This is a genomic window from Tolypothrix sp. FACHB-123 (genome assembly GCF_014697075.1).
GTDB lineage: Bacteria > Cyanobacteriota > Cyanobacteriia > Cyanobacteriales > Nostocaceae > Aulosira.
Genome location: NZ_JACJRE010000020.1, coordinates 68713 through 83288 on the forward strand (window position 1 = coordinate 68713; position 14576 = coordinate 83288).

The window sequence follows — 14576 nt, forward strand, 5'->3', positions numbered from 1 at the left end:
TATCTAACCACAGAACTAATAGTTATATATTTTTATCTGGATTTTATTTAGCTGAGGAGGATTGAAAGCGATCGCCATCTGTTTGTTGAAAGAGAATCTTAATTAAGAATTATTCTTATTTAGAAGATAAGTACCATCCTAAAAAAAGTCATATTTATTACAAGCAAGAAATAGTAGCAGCAAAACTTAACATAGAGTCATAGCAATAGTATTTTCCACGGGTATCCGCCCTTTGGTAGACTTGAAGACTGGAATAGCTAGATAAAACGACGCTAAGTCAAGCAGTTTAGAGGGCGACTCTGTGGAAAATACACTTGGATTAGAGATTATTGAGGTAGTAGAACAAGCCGCGATCGCATCCGCAAAGTGGATGGGTAAAGGCGAAAAGAACACTGCTGACCAAGTGGCAGTGGAAGCAATGCGCGAACGCATGAATAAAATTTATATGCGCGGTCGCATTGTCATTGGTGAAGGTGAACGCGATGACGCCCCTATGTTATATATTGGGGAAGAGGTGGGTATCTGCTCCCGTCCAGATGCTAAGGACTTCTGTAACCCAGACGAGTTAATCGAAATTGATATCGCCGTTGACCCTTGTGAAGGTACGAACTTGGTAGCATACGGACAACCAGGCTCGATGGCTGTACTAGCAATTTCGGAAAAAGGTGGCTTATTTGCTGCGCCTGACTTCTACATGAAGAAGTTAGCAGCGCCTCCAGCAGCTAAAGGCAAGGTAGACATCAACAAATCAGCAACAGAAAACCTCAAAATTCTCTCCGAGTGTCTAGATCGCGCTATTGAAGAACTTGTGGTAGTCGTGATGAAGCGCGAACGCCACAACGATTTAATTAAGGAAATCCGCGACGCTGGAGCGAGAGTACAACTGATTTCTGATGGTGATGTGGGTGCAGCTATCTCCTGTGGTTTTGCTGGAACCAACATCCACGCCCTGATGGGTATCGGTGCTGCGCCTGAAGGTGTAATTTCCGCCGCCGCTATGCGTGCTTTAGGTGGACATTTCCAAGGTCAGCTCATTTATGACCCCGCTATCGTCAAAACAGGGTTAATTGGCGAAAGCAAAGAAGCTAACTTGGAGCGTCTGAGGTCAATGAACATCAATGACCCCGATAAGGTTTATGATGCTCATGAACTCGCATCTGGTGAAACCGTGCTGTTCGCCGCTTGCGGTATTACCAGTGGTAATCTCATGCAAGGTGTACGCTTCTTCAAAGGTGGAGCCAGAACTCAAAGTCTAGTTATTTCTAACCAATCGAACACCGCTCGCTTTGTGGATACCATTCACATGTTCGATAGTCCTAAGATCGTACAATTGCACTAAGCAATAAACCGTGAGGAGTTAGGAGCGATATATTCTCTACCTAACTCCTCAGTTACCATTCACCACTTACCATTTACCATTTAGCAATTACCAATTAGCAGATGAATATAGCAGTGGTGGGGTTAAGCCATAAAACAGCCCCAGTTGAAATCCGGGAAAAGTTGAGCATCCCCGAACCCCAAACAGAAAGCGCGATCGCTCAATTGACTAGCTATCCCCATATTGACGAAGTTGCTATTCTGAGCACTTGTAACCGCCTAGAAATCTATATCGTTACCAGTGAAACAGAACACGGTATCCGCGAAGTAACTCAGTTTTTAGCTGAATATAGTAAATTAGCTGTAACATCTTTGCGCCAACACCTATTTATGTTGTTGCATGATGATGCTGTCATGCATGTGATGCGCGTAGCAGCAGGTTTAGATAGTTTAGTCCTAGGAGAAGGGCAAATTCTGGCTCAAGTGAAAAATACTCACAAACTGGGTCAGCAATATAGTGGTATAAAAACAATTTTGAATCGGTTATTTAAACAAGCTTTAACGGCAGGTAAGCGAGTTCGTACTGAAACTAGCATTGGTACTGGTGCAGTTTCCATCAGTTCGGCGGCTGTAGAATTAGCGCACATGAAAGTGGAAAATTTAGCCGCTTGTCGTGTAGCGATTCTTGGAGCGGGTAAAATGTCGCGTTTGTTAGTACAGCATTTAATTTCTAAAGGTGCTGGGCAAATTAGTATTTTAAATCGCTCCCGCGATCGCGCCCTGGAATTAGCCAAACAATTCCCCGATCAACCTCTAGATATTCAACCACTCTCGGAAATGATGACAGTAATTTCCCAGAGCGATTTAGTATTTACTAGTACTTCAGCTACAGATCCCATATTGGATCGTGCAAAATTAGAAATGGTTTTAGAGCCTAGCCAATCTCTAATGCTATTTGATATTTCCGTACCCCGTAATGTCCATTCTGACGTGAATGAGCTAGCTAACGTCCAAGCCTTCAATGTGGATGATTTGAAGGCGGTTGTGGCGCAAAATTACGAAAGTCGGCGGAAGATGGCCCAAGAAGCGGAGAAAATTCTGGATGAAGAAGTAGAAGCCTTTGATATTTGGTGGCGCAGTTTAGAAACTGTCTCCACTATTAGCTGTCTGCGGAATAAAGTCGAAACCATCCGCGAACAAGAATTGGAAAAAGCATTGTCGCGCTTAGGTTCAGAATTTGCCGAGAAACATCAAGAGGTAATCGAGGCCCTGACAAGGGGAATAGTTAACAAAATTTTACACGATCCGATGGTGCAATTGCGAGCGCAGCAGGATGTGGAAGCTAGACGGCGATGTATGCAAACTCTGCAAATGCTATTTAACCTGGACGCAGAAGAGCAATTTAGCTAAATTGTTTTGGGATTTTGGATTGCTTATTTATCTAAAATCCAACCAAATACCTTTTAACAAGCCTTTATTCGCTGTAATTGGGCGATCGCTTTAATGTTTTGCAGAGAAATATTCAGGCGATCGCCTAAACTTAATCTACCAAAATTATTAAATAATTACTAGAAAAAAGACTAAATAATCTATCAAATGCTATACAGACATCAAGTTGATTAATTAAGGCCAAATATCGCTAACAGCATACTTATTCCATCGGAATTAGGAATAAGTATGCTGTCGCCTTTTGTTAGAATTACATCTGCTTACAACAGAGGTCTAGTTCTAACTTGATAATCCATTAAAGCGCCTTGACTAATAAACGTGCGCCCATTTCTTCTGCTGGTGGGAATGTGTCCTTTTTGCAAAGCCATATACAGAGTACTTTGGTCTACACCTAAAAATCTAGCCGCTTGCACTAAAGAAGTACCCTGCTTGGCGCTACTTCCTCTCCATCTGTGTCTATTTGAGAATGGTCTGAACATAGCGAAATGTAAAGAACAACTTAAGAAATCTCAACTTTGGACAGAACAAGTCGCAGAATTAACAATAATTCACAATCAAAGCAAAACACTTCCTCTGACTACTCAGAGGAGAACAACATAGCTAATTCGATTTCTTTCTAATTAGATCGGAGTCGAATTTGATTATAACAAATTATGAGGAAAGAACAATTTCAGACTCTACTGCAATTTTTTAAAGCCTTGGCGGATGAGAGCCGATTAAAAATTGTAGGTATTTTAGCGAACCAGGAGTGTAGTGTTGAAGAGTTAGCGGTGCTATTACAACTCAAAGAACCGACAGTATCCCATCATTTGTCAAAACTCAAGGAACTGAATTTAGTGACTATGCGCCCAGAGGGTAATAGCCGCCTCTATCAATTAGATAGCGAAGCGTTGCAAAATATTAGCAAGGAGATTTTTACCCCGGAGAAAATAGCCTCTTTAATTGAGGATGTAGATACTGAAGCTTGGGAAAGCAAAGTTTTAAGCCACTATTTAGAAACTAACACCAACAATTTAGAGGTGATACAACGCCTGAAGGAGATTCCCGCCAGTCGGAAAAAGCGTCTAGTCATTCTCAAGTGGCTGGCGAATAAATTTGAGGAAGGAGTTCAGTATCCAGAACCTAATGTGAATGAAACATTAAAGCGTTACCATCCTGACTACGCTACCTTGCGGCGAGAGTTAATTAGTTGCAAATTAATGCAGCGAGATAATGGGGTTTATTGGCGACACAGCACAGCTGTCGGAACCAATCTCTAATATTGGTTTTTGGTAATCTGCCTTACCAGAGCAGATGCAGTCATTAACGGTACCATACTCTCGTCGGTAACGCACCCTAAACATGCTGGCTACTTAGCACAGGTGTTACAAACAGTTTCCCATAGTTTTCAAACTCATAATTATTTGAAAAAAGAATGGGACAGATAGTAGGGGCATAGCACTGCTATGCCCTCTAGAATAGATTGATGTACCGCAAACATTATTTGAATTGTATCAACCAGTAAGTTGGGTTAAGCATAACAAAACCCAACAGAACAACGCAGATTTTGGATTTTGTTCCTCAATCCAACCTACATTTAAAATTAATTTGGGGTTTAAAAACAGTCCCTAGAGCCTACTAACGGGTAGCGGCGTTTGAGAGTAGAGAAGGATTTGATGTTAAATTGACTGTGGATGGCTCTATGCCTTAATTCTTTTTCAAATCGCGAGCCATATTGAGGTAATAATCCATTTTGGCATTAGCACGGCGCTTGCTGGTGGGAGTTTGAGTATTGTTATTCAGCTGAGGTTCAACTGGCTGTTGAGTTTCGCTCCGCTTAAGAGTTTGCGCCTGATCTGATTCTAAGTAATAACCAGATTCAGTTAATCCAAACAGTTTGGCAAAAATACCAAAGAAATTTTTGACTACATTAGCTATGCTGTTGAAAATTACAGAGAAAAAACCTTCTATCCGAAGGTAAAAGTTCCGCATAATTTGAGTTAAACGAAGCATATTATCACCCTAATTCATTGCTCACAATTATTTTCACTTATTGCTCTGGTTTAAAGTCTCTGCCAGCAGATATGTTTTTCCAAATTTTCGGACAATTTTGTATCCTTGAGGAGATGTATTTTGCTGTTTTAGCACTTATGTATATTCAGTCGGGGGATGGTGAAATAGGAAAAGAATAATGGATAAAACGCCAAAAATAGACCGTCAACGCGAGCATCAAGCTAACGAACGGACTTTTTTAGCTTGGTTACGTACTTCTATAGCTTTAATTGGTTTTGGTTTTGCGATCGCGCGATTTGGTTTATTTTTGCATCAACTTAATACCGCTTTAACACAAAAAGAGCCAACAGTCAATCCTATATTCAATTCGCAGAATTTAGGAGTTATTTTAGTCATTATGGGGATTATGACCATCGCTTTAGCAGCTTGGCAATATAACCAGGTTTTCTGGCAAATTGAAAGCGGTAACTATCAACCGCGGCGCTTCTCGGTGTGGATAATTACAGCATTAGTCATGTTTTTTGGATTGTTGAGTATTCCTATACTGCTGTTGCGTAGTTCTGTTTCGCCTCGACCATCTTCTGGAACAACTCAACCCCAATCTCGCCATGTGGGACATTAAATTTTAGCTACTAACTTGGGAAAGAAGTTCATTCATCAGTTCTAGTAAATGCCTGAGTCTGACAGGCTTGGCTAAATATTTGTTTGCGCCTGCATCTAAACAACGTTGTTCATCACCAGGCATGGCTAAAGCTGTCAGAGCAATAATGGGGATAGGTTGGGTTTGGGTATCAGCACGGATTTGTTTAATTGCTGCCAAGCCGTCCATCTCTGGCATTTGAATATCCATCAAAATCAGACTAGGCTGATGCTGTTTGGCCATTTGCACCGCTTCTATGCCATTGCGTGCCAGAATCACCTGAAAGTTGTGTGCTTCTAAGTAGCTCATAACGGTGGTGATATTAGCTTCATTATCTTCCGCTAACAAAACTCTGGGTTTTTGTGATGACTCCATAGCAGCAATCACGAGGGCGGTTTGTAAATTTGGCTGTTGCACGTTAGCGAAAATCTGACTCAATGCTTGATAAAATTTTTGTCGTGATAGGGGTTTTAAAATGTGTTCGGCAGCGCCTAATTCCAAACTGCGCGATCGCCGATCGACAACGGAGATGACAATCACAGGTATATGCTTAGTTTGAGAATGCTCTTTTAAGGCGATTAAAACTTCCCATCCCGAACAATCAGGTAGCAATAGATCCAAAACTATCACATCTGGCTTGACTCGCACAGCCAGTTGCACTGCACCTTCTCCCACTGGATGAATGATGCTGGTTGCCCCCATTTGCGCTAAATAGTGCTTAATTTGACTAGCAGCAGCAGTGGAATCTTCTACTACTAAAGCTTGCTGCATGACAATGTCTTTTAGTTCTGTATCTGACACAAAAGGTAATTGATCCTGAGTTTGTAAGGGATGCCAAGGTAACAGCACGCTAAAACAACTTCCCTGACCTAACTCACTTTCAACTTTAATGCTTCCTCCGTGCAGATCAACAATCCGCCGGACTAGAGACAATCCCAAGCCTGTACCGGGATAACGCCGTGACAGGGAACTGTCTAACTGGACAAATGGCTGAAATAGCTTATTCATATCTGTCGCAGCAATACCAATGCCGGTATCCATGACGCGAAATTTTACAGCTTGTTGAGGGAAGTTCATTTTTACCTCCAGGCTGACCCTACCACCTCCGGGGGTGAATTTGACAGCGTTTGCTAGTAAGTTGACTAATACTTGTAGTAAACGGCGTTCGTCGGCTTCTATTTCGGATACGTTTTCTGCAATTTCACAGGTAAGTTGAATTTGCTTTTGTCTAGCTTCTTGTCTGACAAAGTTGAGACTGGATTCACACAGGGGACGAACTGATATTGAACCTAGTAGCAACTCCATTTTGCCTGATTCAATTTTCGACAGATCTAAAATATCGTTGATCAACTCTAGTAAGTGTTGACCGCTCTGTTCTACTGTCTGTAAAAACTGGCGTTGTTGGGAGGTTAAGCTGCCAAATACTTCTTCTAAAAGTAATTCTGCCATTCCCAGAATCGAGTTCAAGGGAGTTCGTAATTCATGGCTCATGCTGGCGAGAAATTCATCTTTGAGGCGAGCTGCTCTTTCTAATTCTGCATTAGCTAAACTGATGCGCTCGCTACTACGGCGTAACTGTTCTTCAGCACGTTTCCGCTCGGTAATATCATTGTTAATTTCTAAGATTTTTATTGGGTTACCTTGCTCATCGCGCTGCAATACCCAACGACTAGCAACAATGATGGGTATGCCATCGCGGCGCAACTGTACCAGTTCTCCTTCCCAGTAGCCTTGACTAAAAAATTCTGCTTCTACCTCAACTGGCGATCGCGGAAATTGTGTTTGCAACAGTTCATGGCAGATTAGCCCATATATCTCAGCGCCACTCCAGCCATACATGCCTTCTGCTCCTTGGTTCCAGAAGGTAATTCTGCCATCAAGGGAACGAGTCATGATGGTATCGTGAGCTAAATCTAACAGCTGTGCCTGTTCTTCTAAGATTTTTTGGGTGCGTTGTCTTTGTAATAGTTCTTGTTGCAATTGGGCGTTGACATTTTCTAACTCCATCGTCCGTTCGCCAACTCTTTGTTCTAGAGATTCATTGGCTTCTTGTAATAATGCTTCTGCCCGCCTGCGCTCTGCTAATTCATGCTTTGCTTGTTGATACAACTCCGCTTGCTGCAAGGCAATACCTAGATGAGTTGCCAGTTCTTGGAGCAAATTTACTTCTAAGGCTTGCCAGTGGCGTGGTGCTTGGCACTGATGTACAATCAGCATTCCCCACAGCTGACCATCTTGTAAAATAGGCACAACTAGATTTGCCCTTACCTGTAAATTTGCCAATAAATCAACATGGCAAGGATCGATGCTGCCATCATAAATATCCGGTTTGACTGTGACAAGTCCTTGGCGAAAGGGGTTAACATAGGTTTCATTCAGGCAAGGATCGTAGTGAGAAGTTGAGAGTAGAGGTGTCCAGCCTGGTGCTACCGATTCTGTAGTCACAATTCCTAATCCATCTGACTGGATGCGAAAAATTAGCACCCGATCGCTTTTAAGAAAATCCCTGACTTCACTGACAGTAGTTTGCAGAATTTCCCCGATATCCAAAGATTGATGAATTCTTTGGGTAATTTGCGATATTAATCTGTCTTTTTCAATGCGCAGTTGCAATTGGGTATGTAGCTGCACCCTAGCGATCGCGGAATTGACTGCCAATATCAACCGTTCGGGAGTAATTTGCCCCTTAACTAAATAATCCTGTGCCCCGGCTTTCATGGTTTGCACCGCGATCGCTTCACTACCTTGCCCAGTCACAACAATCACGGGTAAGTAGGGCTGGGGAGAAGGAGGATGCAATCTAGTCAGAAATTCCAGCCCATCTAGATCGGGTAAGCGGTAGTCTAGCAATACCACATCTGGCTGATGCTGCTGCCACAGTCCTAAACCTTCTTGCCCTAGTCTTGCTTCGAGAATGTTGTAAGTATAATCCCTGTCACGTAACAGACAGCGGCGGTAGAGTTCTCGGTCTTCGGGGGAATCATCTACAATTAATACAGTGCACTGTTGCTGACTCATGACAGATTTTCGGGATAATCAGGCAAAATTGTGACTTCAAACCAATAATCCACAAGTGTTTGGATATCTCGCTTCAATTGGGCAAAGTTAATCGGCTTGACGATGTAGCTATTGACGCCGTATTTGTAGCAATCTTGAATATCTTTAGGATTATTGGATGTAGTGAAAACCACAACAGGAATGGTTTTTAAACTATCATCTTGTTTGATCCGATGCAATACTTCCCGGCCATCAGTTCCTGGTAAATTGAGGTCAAGGATAATCATTCCTGGACGAGGCGCAATATCAGGCGCGGTATACCTGCCAGTGCGATAAAGAAATGACAATGCTTGATCGCCATTAATACAACGATGAATCGGCATCAACAATGGCGATCGCTTCAGAAAACGTTCGATAGTTTCAAAGTCTTCATTGCTATCTTCCACAATTAACAGGGGCGGAGTTTGCCTGAGAGGAGGGCTGGAAACGTCGATCATAGCAGTGGTTAGGGGCAAAGAGGACAAGGGAGACAGAGGGCAAGGCAGACAAGGAGCAAAACTGACTACTGAACATTTTCCCAAAAATCTCGATCGCGGCTGTGCGGAAAAACTTGCTTGGGCAAGAAAGAATTATTTTTCAACCCCGATCGCATAACTTGAACATAAAGGTTAGCGTTTATTATTGACGGTTGACGGTTAACTGCGTCGCACCCGGAGGTGACGGCAAGTATGAAAACACGCCCTCGTCCCTTGTTCGCTTACCCCATCGCCTCCGCTGTTAAGGTGAAATAGAAGGTGCTACCTTGATTAATTGTGGACTCAACCCAAATTTTACCGCCATGCCGTTCAACAATTTTGCGGGCAATTGTTAATCCGGCTCCATTACCACCGCCGTATTCGTCTCTTCCATGTAATCGCCGGAAAATTTGAAAAACCCTTTCCTCTTGATGTTCCTGGGGAATGCCAATACCGTTGTCGCGCACGTAGAAGGTGTAGGGACTAGTCGCTGGTTTGTCAGTTGTTGACAGAAAGCCGATTTCTACCCATTTTTCTGGTTTGTCATTGTATTTCATGGCGTTGCCGATCAGGTTGGTAAATACCTCATTTACCTGAGCGCGATCGCATTCGACTATCGGTAGGGTTTGGGGAATGCGAAAGTCAACTTGGTCTTGGGGTCGAGATATAGTTAAGGTAGCGATCGCTTGTTGCACCAAATCATGTAAATTCACTGGTTGGCGGATGAGTTCAGCCCTTCCTAACCGGGAAAAGTGCAGCAAGGAATTGATTAAATTCTCCATGCGCTGGGTAAGTCTGACCAGCGTTTGTAGTTTGGCAACGCCATCTTCATTTAAAATATCGCCATAATCTTCAATTAAGAAATTGGCGTAGTTATGAATTCCTCGCAGTGGTTCCTTTAAATCATGGGAAGCGACATAAGCAAAGGAATCCAATTCTTCATTACTCCGCCGCAGTTCCATGTTCACTAATGCCAGTTCATCTGCTTGTCGCAGAATTACGCCGACAATCAGGCTGCGCAATTCGGCAATGGCGGCAATTTCACAGTGTTTCCAAGGTAGAGAACAACCATTAACTGTTTGTTGCCATAGGCTAAAGGATTTGCGTGGTGACAAACGCGAACTGCCATCATCGAGAACTTCCACAGGTTTATGGGGATTACCACCCCAATTCACAGTTTGCATCACTTCTGGACGGAACCAGATAATGTAATTTTGGTGAATTTTGGAAATTTCTAGAGCTAAAACCCCACTAGCAATGGCTTTAAAAGACTCAGCCGCCGGATAAACTTGTGACAGCGATCGCGTGTGAAATAAATTATCTTGCAGTTGGGGTTTAATCCAATTTAACAGAGGCGGAATATCAGTTTCTAGGGGTGTTTCACCGATGCAAATCAAGCGATCTCTACTGCAAACTACTGCACCAGTGGCACTCACCAACGCTAGCAGTTCTGACCCCATCTGTGCAATCCCATCGAGAAAATGCTCAGCTTGGGATAAAGATTCTACAAATTGAGTTTGCAAAGACTTCAATTGAATTTTGTAGTCTCGATCTTCGCTGGCTTCTTTATTTGCTAGTTCTAGTGACATCACCTGGCCAATAAACTCGCAAGCTGCCCGCAAGCTGTAAGGAATATACTTAGCTGAAGAATGATGACAAGCAATCAAGCCCCAAAGTTTTTTGTCTTGCACTAAAGATATGGACATGGAAGCAGCTACCCCCATGTTTTGCAGATATTCCAGATGAATTGGTGAAACACTGCGTAACACCGACAAACTTAAATCTAGTGGTTGATTAGTTAAAGGATTGTTTGTCGGGATTAACTCTACAGGCTGATAATTAGAAGTCGGAATAATCCGCAGCCAGTTGCGCATGTAGAGTTGTCGCGCTTGTTTGGGAATATCACTAGGTGGATAACGCAAGTCTAAATAAGGAATATCCTGGTTTGTATCTTCCGCAACCACGATACCAGTTTCATCATCATCAAAACGGTAGATCATGACGCGCTCAAATCCAGTAATTTTGCGCACTTCCTGGACTACCACCTGACACATCTGCTGCATTGTGCCAGCTTTTTGAATTTTAGTGATTACTCCTTTCACCTGCTGGTAAAAACCAAAGAAGTTAGCTTTCCCCTTCATTTTCTTTGGTTCCAATTCCAACAGCGCCACCCCATCCCATTGATGTACTATGCCATCAAATCGCAAATTTTTGCCTTGATGCTTGATGTAAAGGTGTAAGGGATTCAGGCTTTCAAAATCTCCGTTTAAACATTGCTGGATAGTATTAATCTGTTGAGAGTCAAATAAGGCTGATAACGACTTACCTATTAAATCTTGGGGTTGGCGCTCAAGGAACTCAAATGTATTATTGCTAACCTGAATAATTTTTAATGTCGCTAAATCGATTGCTAGCAACATTCCATGTGGCTGGATCGATCCGGGAATGTGAATCGGTTCGCGATCGCAGTTTGTTAAATCCACCGACTGAATCATCATGCCTTGCCAAACGTCTTGTGACAACCGTCTTGATTCTCCTGTAGAAAATATCGATCCAGAAGTTACCCTCAGTGTAAATCACACCTAGCTCTATCAAAAATTATCTGTCATTTGGTAGAAATTATTGATTTCTTTAGATAGATTTATTGTCTTAATCAGCCTGTTCTGCTTTTTCCACGGTATCACCGTTAACTCCCAAGGTCAGTTCTAAAGGTATGCGCGATGGATACGCCTTGACTACCTCGCGATACACATCATAGTTAGTCGGTAATGTCTGCCGTTGCGAACCGACTCCATAGGTAATTTTATAATCTACAGTTTTCAATAATTCTGGCTGACTTACCTGTTGTTGAGGTTTTTGGCGCTGTTCAACTTCCCCAACCGAAGGACGCGGTGGTAGCGCCGCCCACCATAAACCGCGATCGTCAGGCCCAGTAACCGCACCTTCTGGCTTCAAACCATTACGATTTAGCAAATAAGTACTGGCGAAAGTTTCAAATTGCGGTGATGGTTCATCAATATACTGCACTCGCCAGGTATAAGTCGTCAGCGCTGTTGCTTCATATTCGCTAGTAGTTACAGTACTGCAACTACTAAGAGTCAGCGCCGTCAGCATCACCGCAGTTAGAGATATAAAGCTAGATTTTTTCATTACTGATCAACATACCTGTGCAAGGAATGAAGCTAAAAGCCTCATTCATGGAGCTAAAAACCTCATTCACCGAGCTAAAAGCCTCATTCATGGAGCTAAAAACCTCATTCACCGAGCTAAAAGCCTCATTCACCGAGCTAAAAGCCTCATTCACCGAGCTAAAAGCCTCATTCACCGAGCTAAAAGCCTCATTCACGGAGTTAAAAGCCTCATTCACCGAGCTAAAAGCCTCATTCACCGAGCTAAAAGCCTCATTCACCGAGCTAAAAACCTCATTCACCGAGCTAAAAGCCTCATTCATGGAGATAAAAGCCTCATTCACGGAGTTCAAGCCTTGACAGAAGCCCTATTCCCATCATAGTCCGACTACATAAGCCTGGCTTATTAAGCCCATCTATAATAATTTGTCAATCCTTGTTGACTTTTTGTAACAATATTGTTAAATTTATTTACATAAAGTAACAACCACAATAAAAACAGCAAAGGAAAACAATTATGTATACCACCATTAACGAAGATGGCGTTCTCAACAACTATGCAACTGAACCCCAAATGTATTACGCTGAATACCCTGCAATTTGGGAGCAACGTAAATATGTTATTCAAGGTATTTTTGCCAGCTTAATTGTGACAACCTTAGTTTTGGTTGCTTTGAGCATCAACTAACTTTTTAAACTTATTGTTATCTCTCATCGTCATTCGTTCTTCTCTGCATCACCTCGGTTAGTTTCGCCGGGGTTTTTTGTTGCTCATAGGTGCGATGAGGAGATAATTCTATTTATAGTGCTAGACTTTTACTCAATTCTGAATGAAGTTTAATATATTCAATCTTTACTCAATCTTTTTCTGAGTTGTTTAAATCTAAACTTTATTAACTAAATTTTTCTGATAATTTGCAAGGCAAAAAAGTCTGATATATGGCTTAAAAGCTATGAAATTTGAAACCAGTACTATTACGGTTATCTGAAAACTTAATATGTTTTAATATAATTTCTAATCTATAAATTAAGTAAGTAAATGACGTAAAACTTAATTAATGTTAAGTTTCATCCAACAAAAGTAGTTTATTTTTTCAGACAACAATTTCTTATTTTTTCAAATTTAATTTCATACAAATTAAGAAAATATTAGCCGAGATGAAAATTGCTAATTTTTCAATATTTGTATGTTTGCTAATCTGATAAATTTTCTTTGGCTGACACCACGTTTATTGGCTGCACTACTCATTAAAATTATGCTCTCTTTAGAACAGACAAAATTAAATAAATTATGGGATGAGCTTCAATACTTTAATAAAATTCAGTATAGCGGCAAGCTAAAAATTCAAAGTTCTCAAAAAACTCATTGGACTTTTTATTATGAGCTAGGACAGATAGTTTGGATAACTGGAAGCGAGCGTCAATGTCGGCGGTTTTATCGATACATAACACCAAATTGTTATCAAGTTGAAATTAACAAATTGCTATCACATATTGAAGATAGCTCAATAGATTATTGGGATTATAAGCTCATAAAAATTCTCTGTCAAAAATATCAAATCAAACCTCAGCAAATCGATGCTATTACTAGGGGAATAATATCAGAAATATTATTCGATATAGCTCAACATCTAAACAGTGGAACCTTACGTCATGAGCGCCATCAAGACGTAATTTTAAAAGCATCAACTGATGTAAAAATTCCCAATACCATTATTAAACAAGCACAAGAATTCTGGAATAATTGGTCAACCGCTGGTTTGACTAATCTTTCTCCTCACTTAGCACCAATCATTCGCAAACCAGAACAACTCCAGCAGCAGGTAAACTCATCTGTCTACAAAAATTTTACAAATTCTATTAACGGCAAATATAGCTTATGGGATTTAGCTGCGCTCCGAAATCAGAATCCTTTATCAATAACTCGTTCTCTACTTCCCTATATCCGTCAAGGAATCATTGAACTTATAGAAGTACCCGACTTAACTTTACCAGCCACTAAATCTAAAAATAACGAGCGCTTAGTACCGCCTCAAAAACTAAATTCTCCTCTCATCGCTTGTATAGATGATAGTTCTCAAATCTGTAAAATCCTCCAGGAAATTATTACCTCAAATGGTATGAGGTTTATTAATATCCAAGACCCTGTACAAGCTCTTCCAATTCTTATACAGCATAAGCCAGACTTGATATTTTTAGATTTGCTTATGCCTGTTGTTAATGGATATGAAATTTGTGCTCAGTTAAGGCGAAGTTCTGTTTTAGCTAACACACCTGTAGTTATATTAACAGGTAGTGATGGTCTGTTCGATAAAGTTCGCTCTAAGGTTTTTGGTGCGACAGACTTTATGAATAAGCCCATAGATGCTGATAAAGTTTTGGATATAGTACATAAATATCTATCGACTGTAGTCACAGCTAACAAGGTTTTGAGTTCGTCAACTTCCACATCTTTGCCAATTTACGAGGGTTCAGCGCTTGTAGAAAGGTTATGAAGGGTGCATCCCAGTTTTTATTTTTCCAAAAAAGGTCAATGAA

General features: G+C 41.3%; 13 protein-coding genes. 6 read left to right on the top strand and 7 right to left on the bottom strand.

The genetic code is table 11. The features are described 5' to 3' along the window. Nucleotides 1-301 precede the first annotated feature (301 nt). Together glpX and H6G41_RS15215 are read left to right on the top strand one after the other, a co-directional pair. Entirely contained in the window at nucleotides 302-1339 is a 1038-nt protein-coding gene (gene glpX, locus H6G41_RS15210) for a class II fructose-bisphosphatase (protein WP_190747022.1), read from the top strand. A gap of 101 nt (nucleotides 1340-1440) precedes the next feature. Then, on the top strand, nucleotides 1441-2727 hold the full coding sequence (locus tag H6G41_RS15215; protein ID WP_190747023.1) for a glutamyl-tRNA reductase: 1287 nt from the start codon (nucleotides 1441-1443) through the stop codon (nucleotides 2725-2727). Between the two features lie 299 nt (nucleotides 2728-3026). On the opposite strand, the gene H6G41_RS15220 is transcribed toward H6G41_RS15215, so the two are convergent. Further along, nucleotides 3027-3245, bottom strand: a complete 219-nt coding sequence (locus H6G41_RS15220; protein WP_190747024.1) for a helix-turn-helix domain-containing protein — start codon at nucleotides 3243-3245, stop codon at nucleotides 3027-3029. 174 nt (nucleotides 3246-3419) lie between these two features. On the opposite strand from H6G41_RS15220, the gene H6G41_RS15225 reads away from it, so the two are divergent. Further along, a complete protein-coding gene (locus tag H6G41_RS15225) occupies nucleotides 3420-4025 on the top strand; it encodes a metalloregulator ArsR/SmtB family transcription factor (protein WP_190747025.1) in 606 nt (201 codons plus the stop codon). A 427-nt stretch (nucleotides 4026-4452) separates the two neighbouring features. Here H6G41_RS15225 and H6G41_RS15230 read toward each other — a convergent pair whose 3' ends face one another. After that, a complete protein-coding gene (locus tag H6G41_RS15230) occupies nucleotides 4453-4758 on the bottom strand; it encodes a threonine dehydratase (protein ID WP_190747026.1) in 306 nt (101 codons plus the stop codon). Between the two features lie 178 nt (nucleotides 4759-4936). Between H6G41_RS15230 and H6G41_RS15235 the strand changes: the two genes are divergently transcribed. Next, nucleotides 4937-5380 carry a YidH family protein gene (locus H6G41_RS15235; protein ID WP_190747027.1) on the top strand — a complete coding sequence of 148 codons (444 nt, stop codon included), beginning with the start codon at nucleotides 4937-4939 and terminating at the stop codon, nucleotides 5378-5380. Nucleotides 5381-5383: 3 nt separating this feature from the next. On the opposite strand, the gene H6G41_RS15240 is transcribed toward H6G41_RS15235, so the two are convergent. The 5 genes from H6G41_RS15240 to H6G41_RS15260 all read right to left on the bottom strand — a co-directional run bounded on the left by H6G41_RS15240 (nucleotide 5384) and on the right by H6G41_RS15260 (nucleotide 12382). Beyond that, nucleotides 5384-8416, bottom strand: a complete 3033-nt coding sequence (locus H6G41_RS15240; protein WP_190747028.1) for a response regulator — start codon at nucleotides 8414-8416, stop codon at nucleotides 5384-5386. Next, on the bottom strand, nucleotides 8413-8892 hold the full coding sequence (locus tag H6G41_RS15245) for a response regulator (RefSeq protein WP_190747029.1): 480 nt from the start codon (nucleotides 8890-8892) through the stop codon (nucleotides 8413-8415). Before H6G41_RS15245 ends, H6G41_RS15240 begins: the two co-directional genes overlap by 4 nt. 260 nt (nucleotides 8893-9152) lie before the next feature. Continuing rightward, the gene (locus H6G41_RS15250; RefSeq protein WP_190747030.1) at nucleotides 9153-11408 is read right to left on the bottom strand and encodes an ATP-binding protein; all 2256 of its coding nucleotides are present in this window, start codon (nucleotides 11406-11408) and stop codon (nucleotides 9153-9155) included. Between the two features lie 151 nt (nucleotides 11409-11559). Beyond that, nucleotides 11560-12060 carry a hypothetical protein gene (locus H6G41_RS15255; RefSeq protein WP_190747031.1) on the bottom strand — a complete coding sequence of 167 codons (501 nt, stop codon included), beginning with the start codon at nucleotides 12058-12060 and terminating at the stop codon, nucleotides 11560-11562. Beyond that, nucleotides 12047-12382, bottom strand: a complete 336-nt coding sequence (locus H6G41_RS15260) for a hypothetical protein (RefSeq protein ID WP_190747032.1) — start codon at nucleotides 12380-12382, stop codon at nucleotides 12047-12049. Before H6G41_RS15260 ends, H6G41_RS15255 begins: the two co-directional genes overlap by 14 nt. A 173-nt stretch (nucleotides 12383-12555) precedes the next feature. On the opposite strand from H6G41_RS15260, the gene psb34 reads away from it, so the two are divergent. Together psb34 and H6G41_RS15270 are read left to right on the top strand one after the other, a co-directional pair. Continuing rightward, entirely contained in the window at nucleotides 12556-12726 is a 171-nt protein-coding gene (gene psb34 / locus H6G41_RS15265) for a photosystem II assembly protein Psb34 (protein WP_190747033.1), read from the top strand. Nucleotides 12727-13225: 499 nt separating this feature from the next. Next, nucleotides 13226-14533 carry a response regulator gene (locus tag H6G41_RS15270; protein WP_242037937.1) on the top strand — a complete coding sequence of 436 codons (1308 nt, stop codon included), beginning with the start codon at nucleotides 13226-13228 and terminating at the stop codon, nucleotides 14531-14533. Nucleotides 14534-14576 lie beyond the last annotated feature (43 nt).

Bases quoted from the DNA above. Each gene is read 5' to 3' on its own strand.
- H6G41_RS15215 (WP_190747023.1), top strand. From the start codon at position 1,441: ATGAATATAGCAGTGGTGGGGTTAAGCCATAAAACAGCCCCAGTTGAA.
- H6G41_RS15220 (WP_190747024.1), bottom strand. From the start codon at position 3,245: ATGTTCAGACCATTCTCAAATAGACACAGATGGAGAGGAAGTAGCGCC.
- H6G41_RS15225 (WP_190747025.1), top strand. From the start codon at position 3,420: ATGAGGAAAGAACAATTTCAGACTCTACTGCAATTTTTTAAAGCCTTG.
- H6G41_RS15230 (WP_190747026.1), bottom strand. From the start codon at position 4,758: ATGCTTCGTTTAACTCAAATTATGCGGAACTTTTACCTTCGGATAGAA.
- H6G41_RS15235 (WP_190747027.1), top strand. From the start codon at position 4,937: ATGGATAAAACGCCAAAAATAGACCGTCAACGCGAGCATCAAGCTAAC.
- H6G41_RS15240 (WP_190747028.1), bottom strand. From the start codon at position 8,416: ATGAGTCAGCAACAGTGCACTGTATTAATTGTAGATGATTCCCCCGAA.
- H6G41_RS15245 (WP_190747029.1), bottom strand. From the start codon at position 8,892: ATGATCGACGTTTCCAGCCCTCCTCTCAGGCAAACTCCGCCCCTGTTA.
- H6G41_RS15250 (WP_190747030.1), bottom strand. From the start codon at position 11,408: ATGATGATTCAGTCGGTGGATTTAACAAACTGCGATCGCGAACCGATT.
- H6G41_RS15255 (WP_190747031.1), bottom strand. From the start codon at position 12,060: ATGAAAAAATCTAGCTTTATATCTCTAACTGCGGTGATGCTGACGGCG.
- psb34 (WP_190747033.1), top strand. From the start codon at position 12,556: ATGTATACCACCATTAACGAAGATGGCGTTCTCAACAACTATGCAACT.
- H6G41_RS15270 (WP_242037937.1), top strand. From the start codon at position 13,226: ATGTTTGCTAATCTGATAAATTTTCTTTGGCTGACACCACGTTTATTG.